We start from the raw sequence: 17,951 nt of genomic DNA on the forward strand, positions 1-17,951 counted from the left end.
TCCATGGTATTTCACAGCATTTCGCCACGCGTCAAATGTGAAGATTTTTCCGCGTGGCGAACGCCGGTTCAACAGTTGCGCGAATATTCCTTTTTTCGATCGCCGAGGCATTTTCAAACGATTGATCTGTCTGGGATCGTTGGCTGGAATATGCGAGTCCTCCCGTTTAGTAGACGGTGAAGCCGTGCGATTGGAATTGTTCCACTACACGCTGTTTCATTGCCGCGGACGGCCCTTTCTGATCTTCCAGCGGGTAGGGAATGTCGAGCATATGCCATTTTGGGCGGCCCAGCTGGTGGAATCCGAGCACGTCGATATGTTCCACGGCGTCGCCGAACGATTCGCAGATCTTCGCCACGTTCTCAACGTTTTCCTCGGACGAGGTGAGCCCTGGTACGAGTACGAAACGCACCCAGATCTTCTTGCCTGCTTTGGCTAGTCGTTGTCCGAAATCGATTGTCGGCTGCAAAATGCCTCCGGTAACCTTCTTGTAGGTTTCCTCGTCACCGGACTTGACATCAAGCAGACACAGGTCGATATCGTCCACCATGTCGTCGGTATAGCTTGCGCCAAGGAATCCGGAAGTGTCGAGGCATGTGTGCACGCCCATCTCCTTGGCCGCATGGAACACGCGGGAGACGAATGCTGGTTGCATCATGGATTCGCCGCCTGAGAAGGTGATGCCGCCATGCGTCGCCTTGAAAAGGTCAGCATAACGTTCGATCTTTTTGACCATGGCTTCGTAGTAGACGGGTTTGCCATCACGCATTTTCCACGTGTCTGGATTCTGGCAGTACTGGCAACGCAATGGGCAGCCGCTCATGAAAATGGTCATACGTGTTCCCGGACCGTCGACGGACGTGTTAATGTCCCAAGAATGCACGAAACCGATATCGCCGCTTTTCAGCGCGTTGATGCGATCACGACGGTCTAATCCGATCGGCGATTCAAAGCCTGACAATCCTCCCATAAGCGTCTGGTTGACGTAGCTTTGCGATTCTCTAAGCATGTGCCTGGTTGTGGAGCGAAAATGTACGTTCTCAGACATCCGTGTCCTTTCGTTGTATCTCTCCAATGGTTTTCCCATATTGCACGGGGAAAACAATGGGGCGGAGCTTTCACACTCCACCCCATTGTCGTCTACCGTTTCACGCGGTGCCGTTCAGTCTCAGTCGACGACGGCGCCCTGGTGGAACGTACGGGAAATCACGTCGAGCTGCTGTTCCTTGGTGAGCTTGACGAAGTTCACCGCATAGCCGGAGACACGCACGGTCAGGTGCGGGTACTTCTCCGGGTGATCGACGGCATCCTCGAGCTGTTCCTTGCGCAGCACGTTGATGTTGGCGTGGTACAGACCATGGCCATTGCCGGCATCCAGAATGCCCACAAGGTTGCCGATGCGCTCGTCCTCATCGCGACCCAGACCGTCAGGGGTGATGGTGTTGGTCAGCGAAATGCCGTCAAGAGCGTCGTTGTAGTCGATCTTGCCGACGGAGAACATGGACGGCAGCATACCGTGGGAGTCCATGCCGTTCTCCGGATTTGCGCCCGGAGCGTACGGGGTGCCCTTCTTGTGGCCGGACGGGAAGGCACCGGTGGCCTTGCCATATTCCACGTTGGAGGTGATGGTCAGGATGGACTGGGTCGGGACTGCTCCGCGGTACACCGGCAGGCGCTTGACCTGGCCCATAACGGTGGAGACGACCCACTTGGCGATCTCGTCGGCACGATCATCGTCGTTGCCGTACAGCGGGAACTCGCCTTCGGTGCGGTAGCCGACAATCAGATCGTCATCGGCACCTTCAACGTACTCCGCCTCGTGACCCGGGGTGGTCTTGGCGTCCTTGTTGTAAATCGGGTAGACCTTGGCGTACTTGCATGCGGACAGGGAGTCGGCTGCGATGGACAGACCGGACATACCGCAACCGAGGGTGCGGTACACTTCCTTGTCGTGCAGAGCCATCTCGATGGACTCATATGCATACTTATCGTGCATGTAGTGGATGATGTTCAGAGCCATGACGTAGGTCTCGGACAGCCATTCGAGAGCCTTCTCATAGTTGGCCTTGACCTTCTCGTAATCCAAGGAGCCGTCGGCTTCCGGCTGAACCGGCTCGATAACGCCCTTGTCGATGACCTGCATGCCCGTCATCTCGTCGCGGCCGCCGTTGATGGCGTACAGCAGGGCCTTGGCGGAGTTCACGCGGGCTGCAAAGAACTGCATCTGCTTGCCCACGCGCATCGGGGAGACACAGCATGCGATGGCGGCGTCATCGCCCCAGTGGGAGCGGATTTCCTTGTCGGACTCGTACTGGATTGCCGAGGTGTCGATGGAGATCTTGGCGCAGAAACGCTTGTAGGCTTCCGGCAGCTTCGGATCCCAGAAGATGGTGATGTTCGGCTCCGGGCCAGGTCCAAGGTGCTCGAGGGTCAGGGTGTCGAGCAGACGGAAGGAGGTCTTGGTGACCAGCGTACGGCCATCATCGCCGAAGCCTGCGTCGGACCAAGTCGCCCAGTACGGATCGCCGGAGAAGATCGCGTCGTAATCCTTGGTACGCAGGAAGCGCACGATACGCAACTTCATGACCAGATTGTCAATGATCTCCTGTGCGTCGGTCTCGGTGATCTTACCGGACTTCAGGTCACGCTCAAAGTACACGTCGAAGAAGGTAGAGACGCGGCCGAACGACATTGCGGCGCCATCCTGGCTCTTGACGGAAGCGAGGTAGCCCATGTAGGTCCACTGCACTGCTTCCTGAGCGGTCTGTGCCGGACGGGACAGGTCAAGACCATATTCGTTGCCGAGGTTGATCAGCTGCTTCAGGGCCTTGATCTGCTCGTCATGCTCCTCGCGGAAGCGAATCCAGTGCTCGATCTCCGGCTCGGTGAAGTCGTTGCGGTACGGCACGGAGTCCTTGTCACGCTGCTTGAACTTGATCAGGGTGTTCACACCATACAGTGCCACACGACGGTAATCGCCGATGATGCGGCCACGGCCGTAGGCATCCGGCAGGCCGGTGAGGATCTTGTTGTGGCGGGCAACCTTGATCTGCTTGGTATACACGCCGAAGACGCCGTCATTGTGGGTCTTGCGGTACTTGGTGAAAATCTTCTTGATTTCCGGATCCGGCTCCTTGCCGGCTTCCTTGATGGCCTGCTCGACCATACGCCAACCGCCATTCGGCATCATGGCGCGCTTGCAAGGAACGTCGGTCTGCAGGCCGACAACCACATTGTCAACTTCCGGAGAGTCGATGTAGCCGGCGCCGAATGCGTCGATGCCAGCAGGGGTGTGGGTGTCGACGTCGTAGACGCGCTGCTTGCGCTCTACTGCCAGATAGTTGTCATCGAGGTACTGCCACAGGTGCTTGGTCTTCTCGGTGGCGTCAGCCAGGAAAGACTCATCGCCCTCATAAGGCGTATAGTTCTTCTGAATAAAGTCACGGACATCAATGTCCTTCTGCCAGTTGCCCTCAGCGAAGCCTTCCCAAGCCTTAGCCTGAAGCTCTTCCGGGGAGACTGCCGTCGCATCAACTGCTGCCATTTCCACTCCTTCTGGGTGTTGGTTTGGCGACGCATCGTTACGTCGTCGCTAGTTATCGATTCTAGCTGCATAAACCTGTATAGAACCTGAGTTTACGAGGAAATAAAAGTGACATATGTCACAATTGCGAAGTATGAAAAATCGCGGTGCCGTAATCCGGACACCGCGATTTCATATATCGAATCAACTACTTTTCATCGGAAGACCAGCGTTTCCATTCACGATCCTGTTCTTCCCATTTGATGTTGCGTTCCTGCACGATCTTCCATGCATCGAGCGCGTCTTCCCTGGTTTTGTATGGTCCCATACGATGGCTCGCCGGTGAGATCATACCCAGTTCAGGCTGTTCGGTGACCGTATTGAAATACCATTGCTTTTCCATATCACTCCTTACGAAGCGTGTAACGAAACAATAGTTCGTCGCTGTTTTATTCGCGGAACGCGTTGGTGATCGGCAAGCGACGATCACGACCGAACGCCAATGCCGTCACTTTCGGACCAAGCGGGTACTGACGTCGCTTCCACTCGGCGCGATCCACCAATCGCATAACCGTGTCGACGGTGGTCTCATCGAAGCCGTCGGCCAGAAGATCCTCGCGACCATGCGCATGTTCAATGTACATTGCCAACACCTGATCGAGCAGCTCATATTCCGGCAGCGAATCGGAGTCTTTCTGCCCCGGGCGAAGTTCGGCGGATGGAGCCTTTTCAATCGAATTGACGGGAATCATCACGCCGTCCGGCAACGGCGTTCCCGCAGACCCCTGCTCGTTGCCCACGATATGCAGTCCGCCAATGCCCATGCCTTCGGCGGCAGCCTTGTTGCGCCAGCGGGAGATCTCCCACACACGGGTCTTGAGCAGATCCTTGATCGGAGCGTATCCGCCGACCGCATCGCCGTAAATCGTGGAATAACCGCAGGCAAGCTCCGACTTGTTGCCCGTGGCGACAGCCAGAAGCCCCTTGGAATTCGAATATGCCATGACAATCACACCGCGAATACGCGCCTGCAGGTTCTCAGCGGCCACACCTTCAAGATCGAGCTGCTTCTGGAAGGAGACGAACAGCGGTTCGATGGGCTGAATGTCGTAGTGCGCTCCAATATTCTTCGCCAGATCGGCGGCATCATCTTTCGAACCGTCAGACGAGTACATGCTCGGCATGGAAATGCCATACACGTTAGCTCCTCCCACGGCGTCCGCGGCCATGGCCGCCACCAATGCGGAGTCGATGCCGCCGGAAAGGCCAAGGCACACGCCCTTGAAATGGTTCTTGGCCATATAATCCTTCAAGCCAAGCACGCAGGCGGTGTACACCTCTTCGTCCGGATCGGGCTTAGCTGCGATAGATCCAGCTTTCTGGCGTTCGGCAGTGGTGTCGAGGTCGAAGAAGCTCAGATCCTCCATGAACATCGGCGAACGTTCCAGCAGCGTGCCATCGGCATCGACCACGAAGCTGCCACCGTCAAACACCAGATCGTCTTGGCCTCCCACCTGGTTGAGATAGATCATCGGCGCGTTCACTTCGGCCGCACGGCGTACTGCAAGGTCGATGCGGGTGTCGGTTTTGCCTTCCTCATATGGCGAACCGTTCATGGTGAGCAGCAGATCGATGTTCTGCTTGGCGAGCTCCGCCACGGGACCGCCATCCTGCCAGATGTCTTCGCAAATGGCCACGCCGATGCGTGCACCGTTCACGTCGAGTACCATGGATTTGTTGCCGGGGCTGAAAATGCGGAATTCGTCGAACACACCATAGTTGGGCAGAAAGTGCTTGTCGTAGCCGGCCCAAACCACGCCGTCATGCAATACGACGAGTCGGTTGCGTGGCTTGGATGTCTCGCGATCAGTGCCGACCGTGCCGACCACCACAAACAGGTCGCCAAGCCCATCGGCAGCCAGTTCGGCGGCAAGCCAGCTGGCTTTGTTCCACGCGGATTTACGGAAAGTGGCCCGCAATGCGAGGTCTTCAATCGGATATCCGGTAAGCGTCATTTCAGGAAAGACCACGACTTGTGCGCTGTTGCTGGAAGCGAGATGCGCATAGCGCATGACTTTGTCTGCGTTGGAGTCGAGGTCTCCCACGCAAGTGTCGATTTGGGCGAGGGCGAAACGAATGTCTGTCATAGTTGACTAGTGTATTGCGATTTGCGTATCAGATATGCAAACGGCACGCATATGGCGAGAAAAACCACATGCGTGCCGAATGATCATCGTGCATATCACATATATCTTCAGCTATCTTCGATCACAGGAGAATTGGGCCGAAGATCGACCAGCTTACGCAAGTTCGTTCAACACGGTAAACGCTGCGTTGGCATAGAATTCCACGCCCGCCTGTAAAGATTCGTCCAATCCCACGAAGTTCGGGCTGTGCCAGTCGGGGCATCCTTCCTCACCATTGGAGCCGATGAAGGCGAACACGGGCAACGCAACCTCGGTGTATTCGCAGAAGTCCTCCCCCGCCATCGACGGGTGGATCGGCTCAAGTTGCGCATATTCCCGCACATCATCGGCCACGATCTTCGACAGTCCCTCGTCGGAGACCAGCGGATCCTGGAAATCGTCCCAGTCGATGTCGGCGGTGATCCCGTAGCCAGCTGCGATGGCGTTGACCTGTTCCTTGAAGCGTTCACCGACCATGATGCCGTCTGACTTGTGGAAGTAACGCACGGTACCTTGGAAACTTGCCTTGGCCGGCACCACATTCCATACATGACCGCCATGCAGTTCGGTGATGGAAAGCACCAATGGATGGAATGGCGACACATTACGGCTCACGATGGTCTGCAACGCGAGAATCATCGTGGCGAGCGCTTCGATAGGGCCGGTGCCCTTGTGCGGGTAGCCGGCATGCGTGCCCGTAGCGTGGAGCGTGACATGGAATTTCACGCATCCGGCCATCATGGGGTCAGGGCCGATGGCAATCTGCCCAGGCGCATAGTTGGGGTTGTTGTGCGCGCCGATGATGGCGGAGACGTCGGCCAGCAGTCCCGCGTCGATCATGGCGCGTGCGCCGGTGCCTGTTTCTTCGGACGGCTGGAACAGCAGTTTGATGGATCCCTTGATTTGTTTGCGGTGTTTGGCAAGCCAGAATGCCGCTCCCAGCAGATATGACATGTGCAGGTCGTGGCCGCAGCCGTGCATGACTCCATCGTTGACCGAGGAGAATGGCAATCCCGTGTCTTCCTGAATGGGAAGACCGTCGATGTCGGCGCGCAATGCGATGCGCGGTCCGGGTTGTTCTCCACGGATCAGCCCGACCACACCCGATTCGAGCGGATTGTTCAGGATTTCGATGTCGTGCGCTCTGAGCAGTTGCTCAATGTAGGCGCTTGTTTTGAATTCCTTGAAGCTGCGCTCCGGATGGGCGTGCAGGTAATGGCGGATTTCGATGAGTTCCGGCGTGATTTCGACATGTTCAGTCATCTTGCGTGAATCCCCCTTGGTTGCTTCTCTCCATTAAGATTAAGCGGCTTTCATCGTTGCTGTCAGCGTTTCAGCAGGTGCTTCGCGATGGCATTGGCGACGCCCTGCACCACCTGAACAAGTACAATCATAATGATTACCGCCGTCCAAGTCACAGTCTGGTCGAATTTCTGGTATCCGTAGGCGATGGCGAAATTACCAAGACCGCCGCCGCCGATGTATCCGGCCATGGCCGACATGTCGAGCACGCCGATGAACAGGAACGCGTAGGCGAGAATCAGCGGCGCGAGCGCCTCCGGAATAAGCACGGTACGCACGATGGTGAATTTCGAGGCTCCCATGGCTCGTGCCGCTTCGATCACACCGGAGTCGACGGGAACCAGATTCTGTTCGACAAGCCTGGATGTGGCCATGGTGCACATGATGATCATCGGGAAGATCGCGGCGGCCGTACCGATGGAGGTGCCGATGACTTTGATGGTCAACGGTTGCATGGCTGCGAGGAAGATGATGAACGGTATCGGTCGGATGATGTTCACGATCACGTCGAGGATGCGGTAAACGACCGCGTTTTCGAATAGGTTGCCAGGACGCGTTCCGTAGAGTACCACGCCGAGGACCAGTCCGAGAATACCGCCCACGATCATGGTGACGAACACCATTTCCAAGGTTTGCCCGATGGATTCAAACAGGAGCGGTCGTAGTACCGTCCAGTCGCTACGGCTTGCGAGGGTTACGCCTTCAATCTGTGTCATGCCTGCTCCTGTCCGGCCTTGATAAGGGCCTGTTCATATGGTGTCGGCTGTGCCGCGGTACCGAAATCGACGATATCGCTGTTTTGCGCCAGTTCGTTCAGGAACGATTCGACATTGTCTCCGCCGAATTCGTAGGTGATCGCTCCGATGGCCACGCCGTTGACAGTGTCGATACCGCCGTACAGGAGGCTGCTTCGTACGCCGTGTTTGGCGATAAGTTGTGAGATGTTCTGCCCGGATGCCGCGATGACGGTACCGTCTTCACGCTCTTCGACATCATGCTGTCGAATAAGCACTGTGACGATGTGTCCGAGATTTTCCTCATGCATGGTGTTGATGCGCGACTCTTCAGGAATACCACTGATGGCGGTGGAGATGAATCGTTTGGTCACCGGCTGTCGCGGGGCCGCGAACACGTCGTAAACGCTGCCGGATTCCACTACTTTGCCGGAGCTTATGACCGCCACACGGTTGGCGATCTGCTGCACGACGTTCATCTGGTGGGTGATGAGCACGATGGTGATGCCCATTTCCTTATTGACTCGTTTAAGCAGCGACAATACTTCCGTAGTGGTTTCCGGATCCAGAGCGCTGGTCGCCTCGTCGGCAAGCAGGATCTTAGGATTCGTGGCCAATGCCCTGGCGATGCCGACGCGCTGCTTCTGGCCGCCGGAAAGCTGCGACGGATATTTGTTCGCATGGTCGCTTAAGCCTACGAAGTCAAGCAATTGCGCCACGCGCTTGTCCTGATAATCCTTGCGCCAATGGTCGAGCTGCAACGGATAGGCGATGTTCTGCGCCACTGTTTTGGTGGAGAATAGGTTGAACTGCTGGAAGATCATGCCGATTTTCTGTCGAATCGGACGAAGCTTGGATTCGCTGAGCGACGACACTTCGGTGCCAAGTACCGTGACCGTACCCGATGTCGGCTTCTCCAAAGCATTGATCAGGCGCACCAATGTGGATTTGCCGGCTCCGGAATAGCCGATGATGCCGAAAATGTCACCTTCATTGATGGTGAGGCTCACATCGTCGACGGCGCGAGCAACGGTCGTGCCGCGTTTGCCGCCGTCAGTGCCGCTGCCACGCTGCCGGAACTCCTTGACCACATGGTCGAATGTGATGATCGGTGTGTGTTCTGTCATACTGCCGCTTTCATTAATGGTTTTTCAACCCTTGACCATACAACCACGCCTGACGTTGGTCGCACATATAGGAAAGCCCCCTCCTTGGAGGGAGCTTTCCGAAAAGGACTTACTCGACGTCCTTGGCTTCCTGTTCGATCGTCTTCAGGTAATCCTGAAGTTCGGATGTGCTGAACTTGTCGGCCAGAACCGCAGTGCCGCCGGAATTCTCCTGCAGCTTGTCAAGCACGCTCGTGGTCTGGAAGATCTTAACGACCTTCTTGTAGACCTCGTTGTTCACGTCGGCCTTGCGAGTGGCAAAGATGTTGATGTACGGACGGGCTTCTTCGGATTCGGCGTCATCCTGGTAAATGGCGTCGGTGGCCTTCAAACCAGCGTCGGCGACATAATCATTGTTGATGACGCCTGCCGCGACCTGCGGGTCCTTCAGGGAGTTGGCGACCTGTTCGGCCTTCAGCGGGGTGACCTTGACCTTGGACTTGGATTCGTCGATGTCCTGCGGAGTGGAGAACGGCGTCCAATCGCCCTTCATCGTCACCAAGCCTGCAGCCTTGAGCACGCCGATGGCACGGGCCTGGTTGGTCTCGTCGTTCGGAATTGGGATGGTGCTGCCTTCAGGAATCTCGTCGACGCTCTTGTACTTGGTGGAATACACACCGAGCGGGTAGATTGCCACGCCGCCGATCGGCTGCAGATCCTTGTTGTTCTGCACATTGTAGTTGGCCAGATACAGTAGGTGCTGGAACTCGTTGAGGTCAAGCTCACCGGAGTCGACGGCCGGATTCTCGGAAGTGTAATCCTGGAAATCAACGATATCGACGTACAGGTTCTGCTTTTCGGCCTGCTTCTTGAATTCCACCCACTGCGGATCGGTGGCGCCCACCACACCGATCTTCACCGGGTTGGCCTCGGTTCCCTTTTCTGCGGTCTTGTCGGATCCGTTGAACGCACGAACTCCAAAGAACGCTCCGACCGCGACCAGTGCGACCACCACGACGGCGATGATGATGTTACGTACCGTGTGATTGACGCGGACCGGTTCTTCCGGCAATCCTGCCGGCTGCTGATTTGCTTCTGCCATGATGAATCCTCTCTTCTTCTTCTTCTTCCTCATTGCTTTGCATGGTTTCCAACGTGTCTGTGATGGACTGCATGCCATCGCGTCGTGTCCAACCATACGCGACGCTTCCGCTGCGAGACGCCGAAACCTAAAAATTGCCTTATCGGAGTTCGTTATAGCGGGCGTTCAATCGCAATGATTCCAGCATTTTCATCAATCCTCCGGAATGCATGGAATCATGCACAATAGTGGCATGCACAGGTGTGTCGGCAATCATGTCCGCTCCCTACACTGAAACAAGCGAGCAATTACGAAATTGCATATTCGGAAGGTGTTTTCCATGACCGCAATCGACATTAAAGCGGCGTTTTTCGATATCGACGGAACGTTGACGAGCTTCACCACGCACGTCGTACCGCAATCCACCATTGACGCATTGCACGGGCTGCAATCCAATGGCGTCAAGATTTTCATCTGCACCGGTCGCCCTCCTGCGCAGATGAATGTCGTGTTGGATACCATTCCCGTCGATTTCGATGGCATTGTCGGGTTCAATGGCCAATACTGCATTGACGACAGCGGATTTTTGGAAAAGCATACGCTTGACGCAACCGATGTGGCCACGATCGTGCATTGGCTGGATGAGCATGAAGACATCGTTGCCTGCATCGGCGAAGAGGATTACGTGTATTTCAACCACAGCAACGATCAGATGCGCCGCACGTGGGCAAGCCTGGGTAAGACCGCGCCGGACGTATTCTTTGACGATCCTCGAGTGCGCACGGCGAAACATGAGACGTTCCAGATGAGCCCATACATCAGTCGTGACCAGGAAGCCGAGCTGTTGTCGCTGCTGACGAACACGCGTGGCGTGCGATGGCATCCGGATTTCGTTGATCTGATTCCCGCTAACGGCGGCAAGGATCGTGGCATCCAACGTTTTCTCGACCATTATGGCTGGTCGAAGGAGCAGGCGATTTCGTTCGGCGATGGCGGCAATGACGTGGATATGCTGCGCTTTACCGGCATCGGCGTGGCGATGGGCAACGCCACCGAAGAGCCGAAGGCGGTGGCCGATTACATTACCGATGACGTTGATCATAATGGCATTTGGAATGCTCTCAAGCATTTCGACATCATCTGACGATCTACCGTTGACCGTATTTCATTTCACTGCAGCAAGTAGATGCATGCGGCATCACAAGTTTCCCATCGCTCTGTCTCTGCAATAAAGCAATCGACCAACACTTCCAGATCATCGGAAGACGGCATTTCGGGCTGCGCGCAATGCGCAAATCCTCAAAGTCATGCAAATACTAGTTAACGCAATACTATTTGGTGGATTTTGTTCCCGATGTTTTCGTATAGCACCCTAGGTCAACCCTTTTTGGTATTTTTTTCATTGGATATGCCATACGATGGGGTATCTTTTCGGAGAATATGAGATTAAGGAAAATATGGTCAACTACCATAAAGTGATTAATGCTGCAATCGCAACGCTTGCGACTTGCGCCATGTTGCTGCCGGTAGCGGGCAGCGCCAATGCTGATGAGCCCTCGAATACCGCCGCACTTGGTGCCGGCTATACCGCTACCAAGATTTCGCACCCCAATGCAGGTTTGGGTGAAAACGACGGCATCGTGAACGTCTTGAACGGTGAATCCACTGATGACCTCACGCAGGGTGAGGCTGAGCGCGGTCAGAACTATTCGTGGTCTTCGGTCGGTTATGGCGATTGGATGTACGTGGGCACCTGCTATTCCGCAATGGGTTCCACGCTGAAATACATGGCTAACACCATGGGCACCAAGTATGCCAGCATCAAGGCCGCTTTGGATGTTGCGTTTAACGGCGAGCTGTTCCTCGACAATGGCGAGAACCACAGCTTGCTGCTCAAGATCAACGTCAAGACCGGTGAAGTGAAGATCATCGTCAATGCGATTGGCGGAGAGCATGCGGTCAACGGCTATCGTGCAGCCGTTGAATTCCATGACAAGCTGTACTTTGCTGCCGCCGCAAAGGGTCAGCCGTACCTGCTGGAAGTTGATCCGAACAGTGGTGATGCCACTGAAATCGTGTATCGTTCCGCTGCCATGACCACTGGTCTGAAGAAGGGCTACACTGCTGGTATCCGTGGTTTGACCGTGGTCAACAATCAGCTTGTCGCCAGCATGATCACCGATAACGGTGCCACTATTGTGGCTTCTTCCAACCCGTCAGCAGGCCAGGATTCTTTCGCCACTATCGCTACCCAGACCGAGGGCCTGTACAACTATCCGGCATGCGCTGTAACTGATGGAGTGTTCGGTGGCTGCGTGTGGGATATGGTCGGCTTCAAGGGCAATCTCTATGTCACTATGGTGACTGGAACCGCGAAGAACAACAAGCAATCCTTCGCACTCGTGCGCGGCACGCAAGATAAGGAAACCGGCAAGTGGACCTTCAAGCCGCTGGTCGGCGATCCGGCAGACGGCGCCAAGTACGAGTGGGGCTTCGGAGCGAGTCGTTCCGGCGCAGCCAACATGGTGGTATACAAGGGCCACCTGTACATCGGCGGCTACAACGATCCGATGAACGCTTTGGAGAAGGCCATGCAAATGGATTTCTCCGACCTGTACAAGGATCTGGAGAGCCCGGTCAACCTGTGGCGTATGGACGTTGACGAAGACGGCAACGAAAACTTCGAAATGCTCGCCGGCGAAGCCAACAACAAGTACTTCGGCGATTCCAAAGGCACCATCGATGGCAATACCATGCTGTCCGGCTTGGGCGACAGCGACGAGCAGAGCCGTCACCTGAACCAGTATGTGTGGCGTATGCAGTCCTACAACGGCAAGCTGTACGTCGGCACCTTCGACATCAGTGATCTTGCATACCCGGCAACCCAGTTCGCTAACGGCGACATTCTGAAGCGAACTCCGGAAGAGTGGAAGAAGCAGATCGAATACATCAAGATCTTCTTCGACTCTCTGAAGAAAAATGATCAGAACGGCACTTCCAATACTACAGACACGGACTCTCAGGAAGCAACCAAGCCTTCCGAGTCCGAATCTCAGGAAACCACCAAGCCGAGCGATGATGACATCACGCCGTTGAACGAAGGCGAAGCATCTGAGAGCGATCAAGCTGCACAGGCAGTTGAAGAAGCCGGCAAGACCGACGAAGTGGCCGCTGACGTGGCTACCATGCAGCAGCTGCTGGAAGACATGGGCGCTGATCTCAACTCCAAGCAGACCGACGTGGTCTCCCCTGACGGTGTCGCTCCGCAGGCCGCTGAAACCTACACGCTCGACGATCGTTACCAGTTCCTCGCATCCCTGCAGCGGCTGCTCGACCTGTACAACAAGAACAAGCAGTATCTGCCGGAATTCATTACCAACGAGCTCGACAAGTGGCTTACCGAAGAGAATCTGGAGAACTTCACCGACTTCGTGGGTGTGCTCAGCTACCTGCATTACTCCAACGATGCGACCCGTGGCTTCGACCTGATCGTCTCCTCCGATGGTACGAACTTCCAGACCATCAGCCGTAACGGTTTCGGTGACAACAACAACCATGGCCTGCGCGTGTTTGCCGTCACCAACGCCGGTCTGGCAATCGGTACTGCAAACCCGTACCATGGCACCCAGGTTTGGCTGCTGAATGATGGCGAAATCAAGAATGCTGAGCTGACGAATGGCGACGCATTCGACTACGACAAGTATGACAGCGATAAAAAGACCGCCAATGCCAACGGTCTGACCGTTGCCATCAACCCCAATGGCAACACCGTGGAAGACGTGCAGTACGACTACCAGTCGCTGACCGCCGGCACGGATTACACCGTGGCCGATGACGGTTCCATCGTGTTGAGCAGCGCATTCCTCAATGGTCGAGAAACCGGCAGCACCGGTTCCGTGGTGGTGTTCTACAACCAAGGTGCACGCGTGCGCTTCACTGTGGCCATCAAGGACAGCACGCCGAACGCACCGAAGAAGGATGACAACAAGCAGAACACGAAGCCTGCCGCGCACAAGAAGGCAAACACTGCCGACGTTGCCAACACCGGTTCCAACGTGATCGGCGTTGTTGTGGTTGTCGCCGTTCTGGTTGTTGCAGCAGGAGCATTGTTCGTGTTTAAGCGCAAACGTTCCTGAATTGCCAGAACATGTTCTTAGGATTCATTCCTAAGTTCGTTCATAAATAAAATCCCGCATGATCCGGTCCGCCGGAACCATGCGGGATTTTTATTTTGCAGGAATCGCCCATCTCACGTCATGTCAAACTGCCATCACAAGCTGATTTCAATGTGCGATATGCAACCATGTGGAAGTTCCGATACGGGACCCATTGAAAATGGCACGCAATCCTACAAATAACAGATTCACCGCAAGCCACAGCAATGCCATACGCAGCGCGGAAGACGCCTGCATCGCATCGCATATCCAACCAATCGCAGCAAGACAGGGTACATATATTGCAGCTGTCGCCGTACACGTCAATGCAAGATAACGGTAATCCCCTGCCCCAATCAAAATGCCATCAACAGCCCACATCCAACCAGCCAACGGCAATGTCACGCCAACAACCATCATACCGATGGTGATCAGATGCTGAATCTCAGTAGACTGCGAAAACAGCGGGGACGCACACCATCCGGCAATCATCAAACCAATACCAATTACCGTTCCTCCGCATAATCCTGCCCTGCCAGCGATTCTCGTCAAACGCATGGCTTCATCCTCTTGACGGGCACCAATCTGCGCGGCGACCAAAGTCTGACCAGCGATGCCAATGGCATCAAGCATATTCAGCACGAAATTCCAGCTGGAATTCACCACCTGATATGCGGCCAACACCTGCACACCCATATGCGTGGCAAGCACCACATTCGCCACCAAACATGCACGCAACGCAAGCGTGCGCAAGAACAACACCGCACCATCGCCAGCACTGTTCAACACTCCTGACAAACGCGGCCGTAAACGGGCACCTTCCGCACGAGTCCACAACATCGCAGGAACAATAAGCAACACTGCCATGAACCATTGCGAAATCAGCGTGGCCACTCCAGACCCAAACACACCCCAACCGAATCCGAGAATAAACAGCAAATCCAGCAACGTATTGAGTATCGCACCCAGCGTAGCAGCTACCAACGTGATGCGAACCTTCTGCAGTCCGCGGAAAATACCGTTGGCCGCATACACCAGCAACATGCCGGGAATACCGAACACCACGGCACGCACGTAGTCAACCGCATTGTGCAAGACGCTCCCCTGCGCCCCCATGGCCATGCACAACGGGCGTGCAATAACGAACAGCATCACAGACACCACCACGCCAATGATTCCAGCCAACCACAGGCCATCAATGCCTGCTTCCAAGCCTTCTCTCCGCTTGCCGGCGCCCAAAAGACGTCCCACCTGCGATGTGGTGCTATATGCAAGGAACACGCATAGCCCCACAACAGTGAGCACGATGGTTGACCCGACCGACAGACCGGCGAGCGCTTGCCCGCCAATATGCCCGACGATGGCGGTATCGATGAGTACGAATGCTGGTTCGGCGATAAGTTGCCCGAATGTTGGTATGGCTAGTGTGAGAATGGTGCCGATAGTGGTGCATGATGCGTTGTTTGCGGTATCTGTTTCGTGAGTATTCTGCGAAGTTGATGTGATCATAATCGTAAGCGTCTGGCGTGTTAGGAACTGCATGTGCAGTGTAAGGTCACGTGTTTCATCATCGCCGTTGATTGCTCAGATTTTGGCTATGTCTGTTTTGCGCTGTTGAGAATGTCGTTGAAGGTTTTTCGCTTATTGTCTGCATGAAAACATAGTCGAATCCGCCTCTACGGAGATGATGGATTCGACTATGTTGAAGTACAGATTGATTTCACCGTCAAGACCTTTGCGGCCGCGGCTCTCTGTGCCGTTCCCGCAATTAGGAGTAGCTATGCGGAACAAGCGTTTTTCCTGGAAACGCGCCTTCGTCTCTCTCGCCATTTCGCTCGTCGTCTGTCTGCCCCATCATCGTTGTCATGGCAATCGTAACGAAACAGGAGCTTCCCGAATTGTTCCTGAGATATCTCCCCGCCGAGACATCCGTACTGATCGTCCTCGCAGCAGCCATAGGATTCACGAACATGCGGAATACCTAAGTTCATCCCGCACCGGAGACCAGGTCAGGAACAGAAGTCAGTATCCGGCCTTGATGGCTGTGATGGTGAGCTCGCCGCGGTTAGTGTATCCGAGTGTGGTGAAGATCTCGGATATGTAGGAGCGCACGGTGGCTTCGCTCAGACCGAGCCGTTTGGCGATGGTCTTGTTCGGCAGCGCCTGGATGAGCAGATCAAACGTGGTGCGCAGATAGCCCGGAAGGCGTTCCACCCTCTCGCGGAAGGCGTCATGTTTGGGATCGTTCTTCCCGGAGTTCAGATAGCTGTCGGCGAGGATACTGGTCGGGCGCGGTCCAAACACCGAGTATCCCGCGTGCGCTTGTCTAATCAGTTGGGCGAGTTGCGCGGAGGGGATGTCCTTGGTCAAGAACCCGCGCACGTTCAGAGCCAGCGACCTGGCGAGCGATTCCTCATGCTCGAACACGGTGAGCATCACCACCACGACCGACGGATACAGCCTCGCCATCTCCTTGGCAGCCGCCAGCCCGTCGAGGACGGGCATGTCCACGTCCAACAGGGCCACGTCCACGGCCCGTCTGGAAAGCTCGCGCAGAGCCATGCTGCCGTTCTCGGCGACGGCAACCACGTCGATGCCGTCTTGGCGGTCCAGCAGGCCTGCGAGCCCCTCACGGACGATCACGTCGTCGTCGGCAAGCAGGACGCGGATTGGTTCACTCATCAGCAGCCCCTTCCCCTTGGATTTTCGGATCCGGTATGGACGCGTTGACGATCCACCGTCCGGAACGCGAGACGAAGGACAACCGTCCTCCCTCGGACTCGATCCGCGACTTCAGGTTCGCAAGGCCGAAGCCTCCCGTTAGCGCGCAGTCCGAAGAGCTCCCGCTGATGTCGTTGGCCATCGTCAGCGACAGTCCCCCACCGTCGATCTCCGCGAACAGGTCTACCGTCGTCCCCCTCCGCGCGTATTTCAAAGCGTTCGCGGCGGTCTCGCTCACGAACAGTGATCCCGTGAGAATCGTCTGCCTCGAAATCTCGCCGTCGATGTCGCCCGGCATATGCGCATCCAACTCGAGTGCCCCTGATCGCAGCATCAGTCTGGATTCCTCCACGGCGGCCGCGAGACTCGGCGCTGCGGCGTCGAGGCTGAGTTCCGAGATCATAGGCCTGAGACGGCGTGAGGAATCGTGCGCGAGATCGACTATCGGAGCGATCTCGCCGGACAGGTCCGGGTGCGCGGCGGCGAGGCTCTCCAATGAGATGGAGATGCGGGCGAGGTCCCTGGCAATCGTGTCGTGCAATCCGGCGGCGAGCTTGGCCCGGACGGATTCCACGGCCCTGACCGTCCCCATCCGGGATTCCTCCAGCTCCCGCCGGGACAGTTCGGCCCCGTCCATGAACTTCCTGACCGCGAAGCCGACGACAACCGCGACGGAGGACAGCAAAACATCGCTGGCCATGCGGGCAAGCACGCTCCCGTTCTGCCAGAACATCAGCAGAACGTAGCCAGCGAGTAGCAGCGCAGCCTGAGCCGTGCGGTGACGGATGATCCACACAGCTGCAACCAGAAATACGCCAAGCACAGGAAATGCAAGCGAAGAGCTAAACGCCCCCATCGCGGCGAACACGGCTACATACAGCAAATCCCCTGTGATACCCAGCCAAGGTGCCACGGACAATAGGGCACACAGCGCGGCAAGTATCAGAATGTCGTGAGTTCCCAGCGGAGCTGAAATCGCATGGAAGACGACCTCCAGAACCACGATAGACACCGACATAAACAGATATGACAGCCTAAACCCACGCGGATACGGACGCACGGCGTCCAAAAAAAAACGACGATGGTGATCTCATCATTGCTTCCTGCAGATATCCAAACTCGGGAATAACTTGCACAGCAGATT

The 17,951-nt window shown here is 55.9% G+C and carries 13 protein-coding genes; 2 read left to right on the forward strand and 11 right to left on the reverse strand.

Annotation, left to right across the window (positions count from 1 at the left end; genetic code table 11):
• Window positions 1-166 precede the first annotated feature (166 nt).
• The 8 genes from pflA to CE153_RS03510 form a co-directional block, all read right to left on the reverse strand.
• A complete protein-coding gene (gene pflA / locus CE153_RS03475; protein WP_099595133.1) occupies window positions 167-1,048 on the reverse strand; it encodes a pyruvate formate-lyase-activating protein in 882 nt (293 codons plus the stop codon).
• Window positions 1,049-1,168: 120 nt separating this feature from the next.
• Entirely contained in the window at window positions 1,169-3,544 is a 2,376-nt protein-coding gene (gene pflB / locus CE153_RS03480; RefSeq protein ID WP_039198654.1) for a formate C-acetyltransferase, read from the reverse strand.
• A gap of 187 nt (window positions 3,545-3,731) precedes the next feature.
• Window positions 3,732-3,926, reverse strand: coding sequence for a hypothetical protein (locus tag CE153_RS03485; protein WP_003834504.1), 195 nt, complete (start codon window positions 3,924-3,926; stop codon window positions 3,732-3,734).
• A 46-nt stretch (window positions 3,927-3,972) separates the two neighbouring features.
• Entirely contained in the window at window positions 3,973-5,670 is a 1,698-nt protein-coding gene (locus tag CE153_RS03490) for an NAD+ synthase (protein WP_065439833.1), read from the reverse strand.
• Between the two features lie 153 nt (window positions 5,671-5,823).
• Window positions 5,824-6,972, reverse strand: coding sequence for a M20 metallopeptidase family protein (locus CE153_RS03495; RefSeq protein WP_099595134.1), 1,149 nt, complete (start codon window positions 6,970-6,972; stop codon window positions 5,824-5,826).
• 62 nt (window positions 6,973-7,034) lie between these two features.
• Entirely contained in the window at window positions 7,035-7,727 is a 693-nt protein-coding gene (locus CE153_RS03500) for a methionine ABC transporter permease (protein ID WP_099595135.1), read from the reverse strand.
• Window positions 7,724-8,872 carry a methionine ABC transporter ATP-binding protein gene (locus CE153_RS03505; protein ID WP_055063479.1) on the reverse strand — a complete coding sequence of 383 codons (1,149 nt, stop codon included), beginning with the start codon at window positions 8,870-8,872 and terminating at the stop codon, window positions 7,724-7,726. Before CE153_RS03505 ends, CE153_RS03500 begins: the two co-directional genes overlap by 4 nt.
• A gap of 109 nt (window positions 8,873-8,981) precedes the next feature.
• The gene (locus CE153_RS03510) at window positions 8,982-9,953 is read right to left on the reverse strand and encodes a MetQ/NlpA family ABC transporter substrate-binding protein (protein ID WP_099595312.1); all 972 of its coding nucleotides are present in this window, start codon (window positions 9,951-9,953) and stop codon (window positions 8,982-8,984) included.
• 319 nt (window positions 9,954-10,272) lie between these two features.
• On the opposite strand from CE153_RS03510, the gene CE153_RS03515 reads away from it, so the two are divergent.
• Together CE153_RS03515 and CE153_RS03520 are read left to right on the forward strand one after the other, a co-directional pair.
• Entirely contained in the window at window positions 10,273-11,076 is an 804-nt protein-coding gene (locus tag CE153_RS03515; protein WP_099595136.1) for a Cof-type HAD-IIB family hydrolase, read from the forward strand.
• A gap of 313 nt (window positions 11,077-11,389) precedes the next feature.
• Window positions 11,390-14,068 (forward strand): X2-like carbohydrate binding domain-containing protein, encoded by a 2,679-nt coding sequence (locus tag CE153_RS03520; RefSeq protein WP_180753388.1) that lies wholly within the window; start codon window positions 11,390-11,392, stop codon window positions 14,066-14,068.
• Window positions 14,069-14,215: 147 nt separating this feature from the next.
• On the opposite strand, the gene CE153_RS03525 is transcribed toward CE153_RS03520, so the two are convergent.
• The 3 genes from CE153_RS03525 to CE153_RS03540 form a co-directional block, all read right to left on the reverse strand.
• Entirely contained in the window at window positions 14,216-15,595 is a 1,380-nt protein-coding gene (locus CE153_RS03525) for an MATE family efflux transporter (protein WP_099595314.1), read from the reverse strand.
• A gap of 513 nt (window positions 15,596-16,108) precedes the next feature.
• A complete protein-coding gene (locus tag CE153_RS03535) occupies window positions 16,109-16,768 on the reverse strand; it encodes a response regulator transcription factor (protein WP_099595138.1) in 660 nt (219 codons plus the stop codon).
• On the reverse strand, window positions 16,761-17,825 hold the full coding sequence (locus CE153_RS03540; RefSeq protein ID WP_099595139.1) for a sensor histidine kinase: 1,065 nt from the start codon (window positions 17,823-17,825) through the stop codon (window positions 16,761-16,763). Before CE153_RS03540 ends, CE153_RS03535 begins: the two co-directional genes overlap by 8 nt.
• Between the last annotated feature and the right edge of the window lie 126 nt (window positions 17,826-17,951).

This window comes from Bifidobacterium sp. N4G05 (genome assembly GCF_002742445.1).
Classification (GTDB): domain Bacteria; phylum Actinomycetota; class Actinomycetes; order Actinomycetales; family Bifidobacteriaceae; genus Bifidobacterium; species Bifidobacterium hominis.